At 48.7% G+C, this 16228-nt stretch carries 10 protein-coding genes; 4 read left to right on the plus strand and 6 right to left on the minus strand.

The window, feature by feature from the left end:
• Nucleotides 1-29 precede the first annotated feature (29 nt).
• A complete protein-coding gene (locus tag AAA946_RS13625; RefSeq protein ID WP_338165326.1) occupies nucleotides 30-2441 on the plus strand; it encodes a metallophosphoesterase in 2412 nt (803 codons plus the stop codon).
• Nucleotides 2442-2467: 26 nt separating this feature from the next.
• Here the strand turns inward: AAA946_RS13625 and AAA946_RS13630 are convergent, their stop codons facing one another.
• The 6 genes from AAA946_RS13630 to AAA946_RS13655 are packed head-to-tail and all read right to left on the minus strand — an operon-like array spanning nucleotide 2468 to nucleotide 12905.
• Nucleotides 2468-6052: a cellulose synthase subunit BcsC-related outer membrane protein gene (locus tag AAA946_RS13630; protein ID WP_338165327.1), complete on the minus strand. Its 3585-nt coding sequence runs from the start codon at nucleotides 6050-6052 to the stop codon at nucleotides 2468-2470.
• Nucleotides 6049-7161 carry a cellulose synthase complex periplasmic endoglucanase BcsZ gene (gene bcsZ / locus AAA946_RS13635; protein WP_338165328.1) on the minus strand — a complete coding sequence of 371 codons (1113 nt, stop codon included), beginning with the start codon at nucleotides 7159-7161 and terminating at the stop codon, nucleotides 6049-6051. The genes AAA946_RS13630 and bcsZ overlap by 4 nt, the downstream gene beginning before the upstream one ends.
• A complete protein-coding gene (bcsB, locus tag AAA946_RS13640; protein ID WP_338165329.1) occupies nucleotides 7161-9398 on the minus strand; it encodes a cellulose biosynthesis cyclic di-GMP-binding regulatory protein BcsB in 2238 nt (745 codons plus the stop codon). Before bcsB ends, bcsZ begins: the two co-directional genes overlap by 1 nt.
• 9 nt (nucleotides 9399-9407) lie before the next feature.
• The gene (gene bcsA, locus AAA946_RS13645) at nucleotides 9408-11951 is read right to left on the minus strand and encodes a UDP-forming cellulose synthase catalytic subunit (RefSeq protein WP_338165330.1); all 2544 of its coding nucleotides are present in this window, start codon (nucleotides 11949-11951) and stop codon (nucleotides 9408-9410) included.
• Nucleotides 11952-11953: 2 nt separating this feature from the next.
• Nucleotides 11954-12676 carry a cellulose synthase operon protein YhjQ/BcsQ gene (locus AAA946_RS13650; RefSeq protein WP_338165331.1) on the minus strand — a complete coding sequence of 241 codons (723 nt, stop codon included), beginning with the start codon at nucleotides 12674-12676 and terminating at the stop codon, nucleotides 11954-11956.
• 7 nt (nucleotides 12677-12683) lie between these two features.
• Nucleotides 12684-12905 (minus strand): hypothetical protein, encoded by a 222-nt coding sequence (locus AAA946_RS13655; RefSeq protein ID WP_338165332.1) that lies wholly within the window; start codon nucleotides 12903-12905, stop codon nucleotides 12684-12686.
• 100 nt (nucleotides 12906-13005) lie between these two features.
• Here AAA946_RS13655 and AAA946_RS13660 point away from each other — a divergent pair, with 100 nt between their 5' ends.
• The 3 genes from AAA946_RS13660 to bcsG are packed head-to-tail and all read left to right on the plus strand — an operon-like array spanning nucleotide 13006 to nucleotide 16201.
• Nucleotides 13006-14421 (plus strand): BcsE family c-di-GMP-binding protein, encoded by a 1416-nt coding sequence (locus AAA946_RS13660; RefSeq protein WP_338165333.1) that lies wholly within the window; start codon nucleotides 13006-13008, stop codon nucleotides 14419-14421.
• On the plus strand, nucleotides 14418-14570 hold the full coding sequence (locus AAA946_RS13665; protein WP_338165334.1) for a hypothetical protein: 153 nt from the start codon (nucleotides 14418-14420) through the stop codon (nucleotides 14568-14570). Before AAA946_RS13660 ends, AAA946_RS13665 begins: the two co-directional genes overlap by 4 nt.
• A gap of 2 nt (nucleotides 14571-14572) precedes the next feature.
• Entirely contained in the window at nucleotides 14573-16201 is a 1629-nt protein-coding gene (gene bcsG / locus AAA946_RS13670) for a cellulose biosynthesis protein BcsG (protein ID WP_338165335.1), read from the plus strand.
• The last annotated feature ends 27 nt before the right edge of the window (nucleotides 16202-16228 follow it).

Genomic DNA, 16228 nt, shown 5'->3' on the forward strand with positions numbered 1-16228 from the left:
TTTACATTCTGATGACTCACGGCTTTTCGATGACACGAACTCGCTTTACATTACTCGCATTAAGTAGCGCCCTATCCACGCTACTGCTCTCTGGCTGTAACGACGACACCAGCGTCTCGCTTGGCGACCCTATTCCAGTCGCACCGACTAAGTCTCATGGGCCAGCCTGTGACACCGGTGCCGACACGCAGACCATTCGCTTTATCCATGTTGCTGACCTACACGGCCACTTCGGTTATCGCGAGCAGTTCTATAGCAAAATCAAACAAGCTCATGTCGACGCGCTTGCCGAAGAGCCCTACACCCTGTTTACCAACGGCGGTGATGACTATGAAAAAGGGACGGTTGCCGAGCAGCTATCAGAAGGCTATGCCACGCTAGAGGCCACGCAAGCGTTGGAATTTGATTATCGCGTGATTGGTAACCACGACTTTGCCTGGGGGCCTGAGCAGTTACTCGAGTACGCCAAAGATGATGTATCAACAGTACTTGCCTCCAACACCGAATACTATGGCAATGACCCTGCCGGATTTGCGGGCGTCGACTTTGCGATTGCCGAAGTGGGCTGCGTTAAGGTAGGTGTATTTGGCATGACCTCAGGCCCTTGGAATGAGCTAGATGAAGAGATTAAGCCTCAGGTAGACTTCATTGATGATTTCAGAATGCGTTGGGACTGGAACGAGCGCGCTCGCGAGATCATCGCCGCCTATGGCGAACAAGTGGACTATATGGTGATGCTCAGCCACCTTGGCCACGGCACCGATGTCGCATTGGCAACCTTTGTTGACGGCATCGATCTTGTGCTCGGCGGACACACTCATGACTCACCAAAGACCACCAGAGTAAACGGCACAACAGTACTACTGCCTGACTTTAATGCTAAAGGTTACACCGACGTCACCGTAACGTTTGACCTCGCCACCAAAACGGCAATAACGCCCGAAACTATTGCCGAACTCGATATTACCGAATCGTTACCCATTGACGAGACAACCAAACGTCGTATTGATGGCATCATGGGCACCTACGCTCCCGATGCGAACACCGAAATAGCGGTATCGCTCAAACAGCCAAGCCGTGATGATATTTTGGATATTCTACACGACAGCTTGACCGACTTTACTGCCCCCAAGTCAGGGACCAATTATCAGATAGATGCCAGCTTCCTCAATCGCGGTGAAATTGAAGATAGCGAGATCTGGGCACCAGGTTCATTGACCCAAGAAGACTTTCATCACGCCTACCCGATTGAGCGCCAGCCTGCGAATACGCCGGGTTTCTCATCGCTGTATCAAGTGAGTGTATCAGGCGAAGCGCTTAGCGCCATGCTGAGCTATGAAAGTGGTCTTGATTACCATGGTCCAGCGCTAGGCGATATCGATTCAACCAAGACCTATCAAATAGGCCTCTTTAAATCAGCCGCTTGGAATCCTGAGCTGTTCTTTAACGGCAGTTACTACCTTAAAGAAGATGCCGAGTTCGTTGGTGAAGCGTGGGAGATCTTTGATGCCTATGCCCGCAAGCGTACGGCCAACTGTCAGTATATTGATGACAATGAGCTGCTATTCAGCTGTGACGAAAACGCCCCCAATACCGCCTCTATCTGGAGTTTCGACGATGCCAACGATATCTTTGCTCCAGAGCAAAATATCGCCTCTCAGCTGACGCTAACCAATTCACAAGGCGAGCCTCAATCTTGCGGTAGCGAGCTGCTTCGTTGTGGCACCACAGAATCACTTGCAGTGCCAGCGCTCCCCGATGGCAGCACAGCTTCCGTCATTGAACTTGGTACATTACATGCTCTAAACAGTGGTAGCTTTAAGCTATCTACCGATCTGGCAGCCAATGGTGACTTTGCCAACCTAAACCGCCTATCAAATTACACTATCGTATTTGATGCCCTGTGGCCTGAGTTAGAGGATAGCAGTCGCAAATATCGTGCAATACTTGATGCTGAGCCTAGTAGCAATGAGCCTGACATCTTCTTGTCACCAGATAGTGAGATCGGTTTAGCACCAAACTATGCCGGCAGTATTGCCGCCAATACTTGGTACCGTATTGCGATGGTGTTTTATGCCTCAGAGGAAGGCGATGTGGTCTATAAACTGTATGTCGATGGCGAGCACATTGAGACCATGCGCTACGCTGGACTGGGAGAGCGCTGGGCGATGCAGAGAGAGGGAATGGCGCTATTCACTGACACGGCGGTGAATAGCTCTGAATCTGATTCGGTTTACCTTAATGCTTTGATGTTTGCCTCACGCTCATTAACGGATACGGATATCGCTAAACTGGGCGGTGCTCAGCAAACCCTCAACTATCTGCCATCAGTGCGAGTGTTAAACCAAGCTGTTGAGCGCGCCTACCAAAATGCCCCTGTCGATTGGGCAAACAAATGGGTCAAGCAGCGCGCTAAATTCTTCAAGCAGCGCCCACAATAAACCCTAGATGAAGCAAAATGCGCGGACTAGAAATAGTCCGCGTACAGTCTTAGCGGATCTGGCTGTAGTCGAGCTTTACGCCAATTGGAATCAAAGTGATATTTGAGATAAACATTGAATACACTCGGCTGGTAATCACTGGAAAATTGCTGCGACACATAACCGACAAAACTCCAATGATCGTTCATTCGATACTCGGTATAAAACTGCAGTCCTGCACTGACACCACTTGATGACGAAGCTGTGCCGCCCGGGATATTGTAAGGCGCATCAAACGACGCATTCGACAACGAAACCGTGCCCCTCACCCCATAGGTCCAATCGAAGCTGTGGCGTCGATAATACGAGATAGGCACAGAAAGTGAGGTGTAGTTTTGCGGACTGTAGTATTTACCATGGCCAATGATCACCTCATTGACGTTCTTGTCGTAGCCCATATAAAACACAGCGCCGCCCAAAGAGAGCACTTCGTCATCACTGCTTATGAGGTTGTAGTAACTGCCCAGCATGCCTGAGGTACGGTCATTGTCGGCGACATTATTGCCAGTGAGCTGATGGTATTCCAAATAGCCCCATACACCATAAGGGCGGCCATCATTCCACGATGCGCTGACAGTAGCGCCACTGCGGGTCACGCCACCAAACTCAGTGGTAACACCTGTGCGCTCTGTCACCGATAGTCCAGAATAAGAGATAAAGCTTGCCGTTACAGGACGCTTAGACACATTACCCCGCAGTGTCACATCACCCCATTCGGAGACTCCCTCTATACCACCGACCCAATCGGTATACCGAAAGCCAACAGGCGTGGTGCCCAGATCTGCCTGCCAATTGTCGGCTTCCCAGCCCACAGAAAATGCCTGACCGACTCGGTCACGCTCAAATTCAACATTGGTATTGTAATAGGTCAACGAGCCACTGTTGAGGTAGACACTGTCCGTTCTCAGTTTCAATCGCCCGTCCCATTGGGGCATAGCAATGCCAAGCTCAAATGGCACCGTCAGGTACTTAGAACCACCAGGAACATTGTTAAATTCACCACCCACAATGAAATAAGACTGATGCCGTTCATCTATCCTATCTAACGTGGCAATGATGTCGTTAGTCATCCACTGATCTTCCGCATCACGATAAGCACTACCAATATCTCGAACTCTCGTCAGGCCCAAACGCTCTTTATCATCGAGAAGAAGCGCTTGTCGCGAATATTGCTGAGTCAGCGCATCATTAGGCTGCGCCAACGAAGCTTCCTGCAATTGCCAATAGTTAAAGGCGCTAAGCGATTTGAGTGGCAAGTGGTTATTAAAAAAGTTGATATACGGCTGATTGTCGGTTTCCAGCGCCAAAGACAAACTGCTCACGACCTGCTCGTCGCTGAGATCAAATACGCGCTGTGCCTGAGTGTCTAACACCGGTTCAATGTATTGCGGGGCTGCACCAAGCCAAGCATCCATGCGCGCCTCGGAAATCAAGACACCTTCCTTAAGGCGCGCCAAATAGATCTCCGACGCAGCTTCGGTTTTTTCCTCGGCCAACAAGGTGTCAGCATCAAACAGACTTTGACGCTGCTCTATACTCTGAGACAACACCTTGCGATGCTTTGCCTCTCGGTAGATAGCGTCGTGAAAACTGGCATTATCAATATCGAACGCGGCCTGCGACATCAACTCAAGCTCAGGTGTACTCAGCGAGGCAATATCGACAGCATCCATTTCAGCCTGTGCACGCTCAGCAAAAGGCGTCTCTGACCACAATACAATCGCAGTAGGGCGATCGTGACGAGCGACACCCTCAATAAACGTAACCAGTTCATCGCCTCTAAGCTGCTGTTTCGCTATTTGCAGGCGGTAGTACTCAAGCTTGACTCGAGAATAAGTAGCCAGTTCAGAGGAAGTCAGCTGCTGAGCGGGAGACTGGTTGACGATGGTGAAAGCTTCATCCCAGCGCCCTTGTCCGGATAAATACAACGCGTAAGCATGAGTATGTTCATTGTCTTGATGAAATTGATAAGCGCGGCTCATCACGGTATCAGCCAAGCGGCGCTGATCCAATCGAAGTAGCTGGTCGGCGATATTTTTATTCAGCCAAGGTAAATAAGCCTCACTGTCGAGTACGCGCTTAAACTGCTCCCGAAACTGCGGATCAGTTTCAGGTAGAGCTTGGCTATTGAGCAGCTTATCGTACACCACAAGGTGCTCTACTTCGGCGGCATAAGCAGAGATTTGTTCCATTTGCGACGGTCTGAGTGTTTGCAGTGCCGCATATTCCCCAGCATGCCCCTTCTCTGGTGCGTACGTTTGCACCCAAAGCTGTAATGCCGAGCTGTTCTCCGGCGCTAGGGTCAGCGCTTTTTTGGCCGCTTGATGCGCCAATTGATACTCTTGTTGGGCCAGATAGATCTGACCTTTGATGACATGAGCAAATGGCACACTGCTGTCTAAGGATAACGCGACGTCAGCTTGCTGCATCGCGGCTGCATATTGCTCCGCACTCAGAGCACGCCTAGACGCATCAAGTGCTTGCCAAAAACGGATCGAATTGATCTCCGATTGATAGAAACCAATCAAATCTGGTGAATCATCAAGCTGCTGTGCTTGCTTAAACGCATCCAACGAGGCTGGATAGTTGTTATTGTGATAATAGTAGCGGCCGAGCGCCACTAAGATCTCTGGATCATTAGGGTACTTTCGATTAGCGGCTTGCAGCGCCTTGTAAGTGGTAGCGTCATACTGACGATTTTCAATCCTTGCAAACGCAGCCAGCTTGCCACGATATATCGGATCTTTACGCAGTGTTTTTTCTTGCTCCCAGCGCTGCTTTGCGGTCTCGTATTGCTGCTGAATGCCTAAGTTCTCTGGGTGGTAACTGGCGATCAACTCATGAGTATCCATCCACTTCTGAGACATTGGCTCTGACTGCAACTCCGTCATCCAAAGCGTACTGGCAAAGACGCCAAGGCGGGAATCATTGGCTAAGTCACGATATATCGCCAACGCCTCTGGCTCTCGTCCATAGCGAGACAAGTGCCGCGCTAGCCCGAGACGGATCTCCCCCACATTAGGAAACGAACGATCCAACTGTTGATAGGCTTCAAGCACCTGTTGTTGATACTGTGGGAACGTCGACTTTAATCCTAAGTAATCAAGCTCACTGATAATATCTGGGCGCTGGCCACCATAGAGCTCTTCAAACAGCTTGAGAGCAGCTTCATTCTGGCCACCACGCTGTAGCAGCAGCGCTTGATTGTATTGATCGCGCTCTGTGGTATGCAGGTCAAGATAGTTGCGAAATGCCGCAACGAGAACAGGGTCAGCTTGGCGATCAAGCTGCTTAAATAACGCACTCGCTTCCGCGGCTTGATTGTTTCTCACCAGCCAACGTGCTTTTGCGAACAACGCTTCTGCACTGCCAGGAGCAATCGCCAACCAGCGCTCTACCGCACCTTCTACCAGGGTTTCATCTTGCTTTAGCTCACCAATCACAATCTGGTTTTCGAGCCAGTCGGGTGCCGAGCGATAAAACACAGAGGGTACATCGCTGCCCCACGCCGAAGTGCACAGCATGGTCAAAAGTGCTACTGAGACCGTATTCGAGACTCTCGTTACCTTCACGGATTGTCACTCTTTGCCCAAGGTACCACCAGCTCTCCCTGATTATTGAAGCGATAGTTATTGTCGTACCAGCCTAATCCAAACAAGGCTAACACATTGTTATAGTACTCATTATTGCGATCCGTCACGAGATTTTCACGTACTCGTGCCGCCCAACTTGCCGTCGCATCCTCATCAAGGGTGGCACTCATTAACGGCAACAAGGCAGCATCAAACCCCACAGGCCCGCGCTGCGTCATTTTGCCACTTTGTGCATAAGTATTAAGCGGCGTATATTGCTGCTTGGTCGACTGAGCGATGAAGGGCTTAAACGAATCCACCAACGACTGGGCACCTTCCATTGTACCTGGCATCATCCCAGCCCAAAGATAACTGCGAATGGCGTTGTAGTTACCTATGTCCGTCGTCTCAGCGTCATAACTGATGGTGTGACCATCATACAAAACCCAGTCAGGGCTTACACCGTTGCGCTGAGTGTCTAACAGCAATGCCAGCGACCCAGAATAGAGATCGCTCCACTCACCTTGTGTGTCATGCTGTGCAAACGCCGCCAATAGAGGCAGAGGGACATAGCTTGGGTTGAGTCTTATCTTTTCGCCCTGCTCAAAGCCTCGCTTCCCTGGCAGTAATTGCCGATTGCCGGGTCCATAACTCTTGGTTTCTTCACTAAGAATTCGCTTGGCGAGCAGATAGCCAACATTCTGATAATAGTCACTGCCCCACAATCGACCCGCCTCGACCAAAGTATAAGCAATCCATAAATCAGAATCTGACGCCGAATTACTATCGATCACACCATAACCCTGCGGGGTTTTACCCCACAACCAAGCTGGAAGCCTAGCCGTCAGATCACCACCCGCTAAGTGTTGCTGTGTCCAGTTGTAAAGCGTGTCAAACGCGGCTTTGTCATTCGCTACTAGAGCAAAAAACATCGCATAAGACTGCCCTTCTGATGTGGTAATCAGCCGAGCATCCGAGCCATCCACAATCCGCCCTTGCGGCGTCATGTATACGGCTTTAAATACCTGCCAATCATGCCAAGTCTCAGCTTGGCTTACCGGAGCCACAACACTCAGCATCAAAGCAACTGCTATCAACCACGCTCTCATCACGACGCTCCTTTGTGAGTGCTCACTTGACTGGCCAAACGACGTTTTGCGTAACGCGATAGCATACGCCACATCACCATAGTAAAGGCCACGACCAATAAGAGCGCGATAGCCACCATCAACATAGGCCGGTCGGAAAAGTGATACCACACCAAATCATACAGCGGCAATGAGCCCACGTAATAGTAGTCACCAACCTGATGACTGACGATGTGGCTCGGAGTGATAGCCACTGCGGAACCGTTGACATCATTGGCGCGAGCGTTCATCGCCCCATACAGTAGTGGTACCGACCCATCATTTCGCGCCGACAACACGGTCACCGTGCGCTGCTTGGAGAATGGTGACTCAAAGCTGGCAATAGATGCGAACTCACCGCGTGCGCGTACGTTCGCACTGACCGTCGCTTGACGTCCAGACAGCTTCGCCAGTCCTTGAGCCTGTGGCTTCTCTGAAACGGTCGTCGCTTCAATAAATCGCCCCGATTCACTAGAGCTGACATGAGTCAAAGCCGTCGAAGTAAGCTCCAGCTTGGTCGCAGCCTGCACCCCTAACACCAAGATGTCTTTGTCACTGAGTGTCGACTCATCCCATTGCTCAGACAAACTAAACTGATAAGCCGGCAAACCGGTCTGTTTAGCGATGAAACCTACGGTATTGAGCAGCAGTTCAACTTCTTTCGCACTTGGATTCGCCGTCATGACCACCGCGGTTTCTGACAAATCCGCCATTCGTGAATATGGGAATCCAGAGCTCACGAACGACTGTGCATCGGGCATGCGGATGTAATGTGGGAAGCCCGAGAAATCGAGTGTCGAGGCACCATCAATAGCCGCGTAATTGATCGTCGGTCCAACCCCCTCACAGACGCCAGTTGAAACGTTGGCAATTTGAAAGTTAAACGCTAGGTTGTTGTTTTGCGAAATCTTAAAACCCGGTAACTGCGTTGAGGATTTACCAGTGAACGACTCGGTGCCGAGAATGGGAATTCGCCACGTGTCTTGCTCACCTTCACTCTTGTTTTCATCAAGTGGAAAAGCACGCACAAAACGGTCATTAACCGAGATGTTGAGGCGAGACGTTTTGGTCCCTTTAAGCGGTGGAGAATAGCGATAACTTAACTTCATCGGCACGCTGTTAGCGTTCCAAGTGAATAAATCTGGTGGCAGCGTAAAGTTAATACGGATCGGTGATAACTCCACCCCTTGAGACTCAAGCTGGTAGTTGCCCTCAATAAGCTCAGAGAACTTAACTGCTCTGTCAGTAGGTAGCCAATTAGGCGCATCATAAGGCTTGCGCGGCGCAACATTGGTGACGCTATTGATATACGCCACTTCACCTGACATCAATTGACTTCCCGCTACCAGACCACGCGCAGCTAAGGCCAGCTGTTGCTCATCTTTACCCAGCACCAACAGTAACTTCTTACCAGGCACACTCGGGTGAGTTACCATTTGAATCGTTGGCTGCGTGATCTCTGGCAGATCTTGAATAATCTCTGGACGATGGTCATTGGTCGCTAGAACAATCGCGTGCTGTTTCGGCGCCTGCTGCTCATAGACAGGGAAGTTGACCTCACGCCATTTGGCTTGGCTGGCAAAATACGTCGCGACCACTGAGGCAGAATGCAGATTTTGGCGACCAAAGTTGTCTGGCAGCACCACAGGAATGGTCACATCTTTCAGATCACGAGCATCAAAAAATGGCGCAGGCAACAGGCTAAGTTCATTGGCTACATCAATATTGCGCACATCGAGCGTAATTCGACTGGCAGAGCCTAACTCCCACCACAACGCGGGATCGCTCGCATCACTACACTCTTGGTCGAGACGACCAATCAATTCAAACTTGATTTGATTATAATTTTTGAAAAAACGGCCATCGAGGCTGATGGTCTTTTCCAGCTTTTGGGCATCGTCCTGACTAAAGTCCACCACATCCATCAGCTCTTCATTGAGATAAACCCTCAAGTGAGAGACTCGAGAACGTAGAGCTGGGGAAGGCGAAAAGTTTAAATCTAGCTCACCGCCAGTGATGATCTGATCAAGGCGCGATCCAAACCCTAAAAAGGCGGTACCGCCACTCCCACGAATGGTGATCGACGCAGGACCGGCAATCTCGCTGAAGGTATAACTCACTTGCTTAGGAGAGGTATCAACAAAATCGGCCAGTGCTGAGGTCGACCAAAGACAGCTCGCCCCCAGCAACATTCGCGACAACGCGTGAATCAGTTTCATTCTTATATCCTATACAATCCAGCGAGGACGATATGACGCTAAACTTGTCATCATATCCACCCACTTAAAAACCACCGCTCTAACTACTGCGGGACTAAACTCAATCATTTTTCTTATTCCAATCGCACTTGCGTAGAGCATGCTCTTTAAGCTCTCAAAGGGCTTATCATGCTCGTAGGCTTGCTGCCACTTAGACCAAGTGTCAGAGCGCGCGAAAGTACACTGCACAAAGCGCTTCTCTTTTTCCATCGTCATCGGCAGCAGCTGAGCCCCTACCACACCATCACGACTGAAGCGCACCACGCAGCGAAATGACTCTTTGATACCGTAACGCTCCAATGCCACTAAGATTTCGTCACCGTGCTGAATCGTGATCTCAGGGTCTACCTGCATACCTAATCCACTGAACGAAAAGTCTTTCAGCGTCGCCGGGTAGTGGTGCCCGCAGGTCGTCATAAATGACACCGGATAGTCCACTTCAATGCGGTGTGCCATACGCACTTGTTTCTCCTCGGCGGCAACCGCTAACGCCACACCGAGTACAATTAAGTTGTAGATGACCCAGAATAAATTCACCAACACAGTGGTGGTATCAGTAAATTGATAGTCGAATAAACGATATACGCCCACCGCAAATCCGGTGAGGTTAAGTAGTAGTAAGCCAATGATCGGTTTACTGATGTCCCAATCGAAGAAACGCTTGTCGATCAGCCCGCCCTTGGCAGTCACATTAAATCGGCCGCGATCCGGCGCAAACAACGCCACCGTGGTTGGAATCGCGATATACCAAGCCAATACGGTTTCGTACACTTCGCCCCAAAATGAGTGTCGATACTGACCCTGTATCCGAGAGTTGGCCACGTTGGCATGGAACATATGCGGCAATACAAACAGTACGATGGCGATCGCTGGAGCATAAATGATGTACGCATCTAAAATCAGGAATGCCAATGGGGCGACCATAAAAATGAGTCGCGGAATACCACTGAGAAAGTGCATCATGCCATTGAGATAACAAAGTCGCTGCTGCCATGATAAGCCCTTGCCAAGCAAGGGGTTGTCGGTTCTGAAGATTTGCGCCATACCACGCGCCCAACGAATTCGTTGCCCCACGTGTGCCGACAGACTGTCAGTGGCAAGACCGGCTGAAATAGGCTCCTTGAGATAGGCACTGCGATACCCCAATCGGTGCATTTTTAGTGCGGTATGAGCATCTTCAGTCACCGTCTCAACCGCCACTCCGCCAACTTCTTCCAGTGGTGCGCGACGCAAAATAGCACACGAACCACAGAAAAACGTCGCGTCCCACATATCATTGCCATCTTGGATTAGGCCATAAAAGAGATTCCCTTCATTCGGCAACTGACGAAAACGCGACAAATTGCGCTCAAAAGGATCTGGTGAGAAAAAATGGTGTGGCGTTTGCACTAGCGCTAAGTTGGGGTCTTTGACAAACGCGCCCATCGTAACCTGGAAAAATGCCCGTGTTGGGATATGGTCACAATCGAAAATGGCCACATAGTCACCATGAGTGTGTTTTAACGCATAGTTGAGATTGCCGGCTTTAGCATGCTCGTTCGTCGGCCTGCGAATATACCCCACACCCGCTTGTTCGGCGAAGGCCTGAAACGCGTCTCGCTTGCCGTCATCCAAAATATAAATGTTGAGCTTATCTTTCGGCCAGTCAATTGCCGTCGCCGCCAATACTGTCGCCCTGACCACATCCAGCTCTTCATTGTAAGTCGGGATAAACAGGTCAATACTCGGCCAAGTCTTAGGATCGGCCGGTAAGGTTTCCGGTGTACGATTTAGCGGCCAAATCGTTTGAAAGTAACTTAAGATCAGCACCATCCACGAGTAGGTCTCCGCCATCAACAACACCAAACCGAGCATCATATCCAGATCTTTATCCCAATTGATGGTCGATGAGTATCGCCACCATAAATAGCGGCAAGAGGCGATGAGAGAAAGGATGATCAGCAACATGTTCGGCAGACGTCCTTTAACGCCGCGTACGGAAGTGGCGACGATCGCCAGTACCGCGACAAACACAATCTGCGCAGTAATAGAAAACGGCACGGTCAAACACAATACAGTGAGAACTAGCAGGACAACATAGAGCAGGCTATCTGGAATAAAGTGGTTTGCGGTACGCCTTACTCCCTGACCTTCCAGCCGATCATCAATCGCAGTCACAGCGGTGGCTGAAAAACGTCGGCAAGTGTGAAAGAAATGCTTAAAGACTCGATTAATGGCACTCACGTGACGTGTTAAATGCCACTGCTGCCACGTGAAGTTTTGTTTTATTAATGCCAACCAAAGGAGCTGAATAAGCAGTCGCAAATTATCGCCAAAGCGAAAGTGATTGAAATCGATATGTGGAAAATAGCGATCCCAATCTGAACGTGTGGGAATGGCACGTGTGCCCGCTCGCATAATCAAAAAGCACAGCAGCAATAGCGTATGACGGTTCTTTAACGCTAACTCAGGCAACTGAATCGAACTGCAAAACTGACGCTGCAGGTCTGGTGAAATAAATCGGGCTACAAACATGATTATGTACGAAGCTGGTTCTTTTCTACCTGAGACAACACGACGGTTGCCAACTGTCTAAATTCAACCGCCGCATTGGAGCGCGTCGCAGCAGTCATCACATTGCCAAGCATGGCAAAAGCTTCTTGGATCGCAATGTCATAATAGAGATGTGCCGAAATCAGCCGGGTACCCAACGCGTCTTCCAGTACTAAGGTCATATCGCGCATTAGAGCAATATCATGACGGCATTGGTTTACGACAAACAGCGTTTTATTGTCGGGAGGTGTATGCGCGAGTTGTCGACTCAATAACGTCACACACACCGGCGTGGGATTCACCACCTGTAAGGTAAGCAGCGTGCTTTCCGGGATGAGCGCTTGATTAAAATCATGCGCGGCAGAAACAATTATGATTTCAAACTTATCTTGTGCCGACGTCAGCATGTCAGCTAAATAGTTGCTATATTCACTCACACCTAGCGCAGCGCTGCCGTGAGGCAAGAAGTAACAGCCAATAGGATCTCGAAGTAACGCTTGCTTCCAACTCTGCTCACCTCGAACAGCGTCAGTCCACCCGGTGACTTTGTCTGTCGGGTGGCCAAACCAGGGGCCAATAAGATTCTTAGCATCCAAATCGACCAAAAGTACTTTGTGTCCCAGTACTGTGTAGGCAGCCGCAAGGTTTGCGGCGACAGTGCTTGCCCCCACTCCCGCATGAATGCCTTTTACCAACAGTATGGACATAAAAACTTTATTCCTGTTCTAATGGCGCCTGAAAAGGCTCTACTTGATTATTAGGCGTAGTGAAAACCCTATCTGGCGTTTCACTCTGCACCGTTTTTTCTGGTTGCAAAAAATTCCATTTACTTTGCGATGACTTTATTTCATCACTACGTTCCAAGTTCTGATAACCAGACGTTGGAATACCGTAGGACTTATAAATCTGTTCGACATCAGTGGTATAGTTTTGCATTACCTTCTACTACTCAGCTTAAGATAAGTTTGTTCTAATTTTGTACGCATAGTACACTAACTCCCAATTAATATCACTATCATCTATGGTAAATGGACTAATGATTCAGCAGATCTTGCATATTAACTCTTGGCAGGCTTTGGAAAATCTGTTATCCCACCACGAAAAAATCCCACTTTTCGAGGCCAAAGCAGACCTATTTACCTCGCCGTCTGGTAAGGATTTTCTTACACAACCTGGCAAGCTCAGCGCAAAATCAACCGAAATCATTAACCAAAATTTCTCGCAAATATTTCTCTCAGACTCAGCGCTATCAATGGCTGACTTCTTAAATGACCTGTCAAGACTGCCTATTAATAACAATATCCATAGCTGTATATTGCTCGACCTTAGCCAGAGTTCAAAATTAGATGTTAATTTTGCGATCGAACAAGCAACAATTGATTTTATAAATGTCACAATATTGTTACTAGATGTTAATAACTCTCTTAATTTAAAAGAATATACCGATTATTTACGAGGAAAAACGGTATTTCTTGGGGAGCTGAAACAGCAGAAAAAGCAGACTTTCTTAAAAGTGACACGCTATCTTGATGGTGATATTCAGCTGGGGAATAAATTGTTTTTACTTTCTGATGATGACGATGACCATATAGAGAAAGAGGTATTACCTATCTTAGTTTCATCACAAGCAACAAGTCGCGACTTTATTCATAGTCACGGTTTTCAGGTGTTTGAACAATTTGATTTCCCACAATCGATACTCGAAGCAAACCAAGCAAGTGTTGTGGTGCTGCCGTGTGGTAGTTTTGATGATATTAAGCGTGTCGCTGGTATTATTCTTCACAATAAAAAACGCTTTGGGGAAGGGGTGCATTTTGTGGTCAAAGAGCTCAAACCATGCATTCGCTACAACGACTTCCACATGTTGATCACCGCAGGTGCCCAGAGTATCGTCGAGCACAATAAGAGTGAGGCCGCTCTTTACGACCAGATTCGATTAGCTTCGATGACGACAATGAAGGCCCACTACGTATCCGAAACATCGCTATTTAAGCAGTTTGAAAGCCCAGTGAATGACAGTGGTTTTGTTAGCTATGAAACATTTAAGTCCTTAACACTGGATGCCATTAACGTATGTCGCAACACACAAATTGAATATGCACTGGTTGAGTTGACACCATTTTCCTCAGTTCCACTAAGTGAAGCGATATCCTATAGTCAAATGAAGCGCCGAGGAGACATTGCGTGTCAAATTGACGGTCGTATCTTAATCTTTTTTAGTTCATTGAGGCGTTATGAGATCCACCAAGCCTTATTGAATGTTTTCGCCGTCGCACCGAGTGAGTTGTTTATTGAACAGTTTCAATATACGGATGCCGATAAAATCATGACACGACTTTCCAGCATACAAGGTATCGACTACTCGGAACAATCGAACCAAGCGGATACCGTACCAGAGCACAAGACACCTGCCAGTCGTTTTGCTTCCCCTGCTGATTGGGATGAACTATGAACATTGAAGATTTTTTAACCGTCGCAGGCGTATTCACCGCAGTCGGCCTTGCACTCGGCATCGTCGCGCCTAGCATCATTCGCGTGATATCGATGCTCGTCACCAAACTAAGAAAACGTCCCAAGTATTTACGAGAAACCAAATTTTAATCATGGATAGAACCAAACCCTCAGCTCACATATCACTCGGTTGGTGGACCCTCTACTTTGCGCTGAAATTGGCGCTGTACGCCACAGATACCCTGAGCTTCTCACCACTTTATAACTTCAGTTTACTGTGCTTGGTATTGATTCCACTGCACAGTCGCTGGCTGAATATTGCCCGCCACAGTATAGCGATAGTTCTGGCCGTGCTGTTGCTTCACCATGATTCCTATCTACCGCCGTTAGAGCGCTTATTCAGCCAATGGGACTTAGTCAGTCAGTTTGATACCGTTTATCTATTGGCACTAGTCAAAGACTTCGTCTCCTTAGACTTTCTATTGCTCAGCTTTGTACTGATCGTTGGCTATCTCTATCTAGGACAAATCCTACGCCTGTCAGCCTTTGTTGTGGCAGGGATGGTGATTGCCTCAATCCCAAGCTCTTTTTGGCAATTGTCACTTACCACTGGTCAAACCGTAGAGAGCACGGTCAGTACCAGCGGCACACTGCCAACCACCACTGTCACTACCGAAGTAACAGTGGACACATCGTCAGAAGGGCTAACAAGCTATTTAGGCCAGTTCTTTAGCGAGCAAGCGGCTAAATCATCGAGCTTGTCGCGTTTGGATACTCTGCCGACACCGCCAAACTTTGACATTCTATTTCTCAGTGTCTGCTCATTAGCATGGGATGATTTGGAGTACTCAGGCAACATCAATCACCCGATTTTTAAAGAATTTGATATTCTGTTTAAGCGCTTCAACTCCGCCACGTCATACAGCGGTCCTGCGGTACTGCGAATTTTGCGTGCCAATTGTGGCCAGCAGTCTCATGCCGACTTATTCAATAATAATCTGACTGCGCAATGCTCTCTGTTCGATCAGCTCGCTCGCCTTGGCTATCAAAAAGAAGTGTTTATGAATCACGATGGTAAATTTGATGGTTTTAACAAACACATTGCCAACAACATCGGCAGTTTTTCTCCCGCGGTAGATATAGAAACGATGACGCCATCTCAGTACGCTTTTGATGGCACCCGGATCTACAGTGATGGGAAAATCCTGTCTCAATGGGAGCAAATTGCACATACCAAGCCGACGGTCAGTCTTTACAACACCATCAGTATTCACGATGGTAACCGCGTCGTTGGTCAATCTGGCTCACGCTTGATGACCTACAAACGCCAGCAAAAAATCCTACTTGATGAGCTGTACCAGTTCTTCCAGTCGTTAAAGGCCAGTAACCGTAATGTGGTCGTGGTATTGCTGCCTGAGCATGGCGCGGCGGTACGTGGCGATCGCATGCAGATCTCTGGGATGCGCGAAATTCCAACCAAAGCCATCACCAATGTTCCGGTCGGAATTAAGTTCTTTGGCGATGTGACCATTGAGAACCGTCGTCAGATTGATGTTGAGCAACCAGTGAGCTTCTTGGCGCTGAGCGATCTGCTCAGCAATATTCTCAGTAGCCAGATGTATGCAGGTAAAGCAACATCACTGAGCTCACTCACCCAAGGGCTGCCAACCACACCGGTAGTCTCGCAAAACTCAGGCACCACAATGCTCGAGGTTAACGATACTCAGTTCTATAGCTTCGATGATCAATCCTGGACCGAGTATCGCCCTCGCATCAACTAATCGTTGCGAAGAAAAAAATAAGCGCCT

The sequence above is a fragment of the Vibrio sp. 10N genome, from assembly GCF_036245475.1.
Lineage (GTDB): Bacteria > Pseudomonadota > Gammaproteobacteria > Enterobacterales > Vibrionaceae > Vibrio.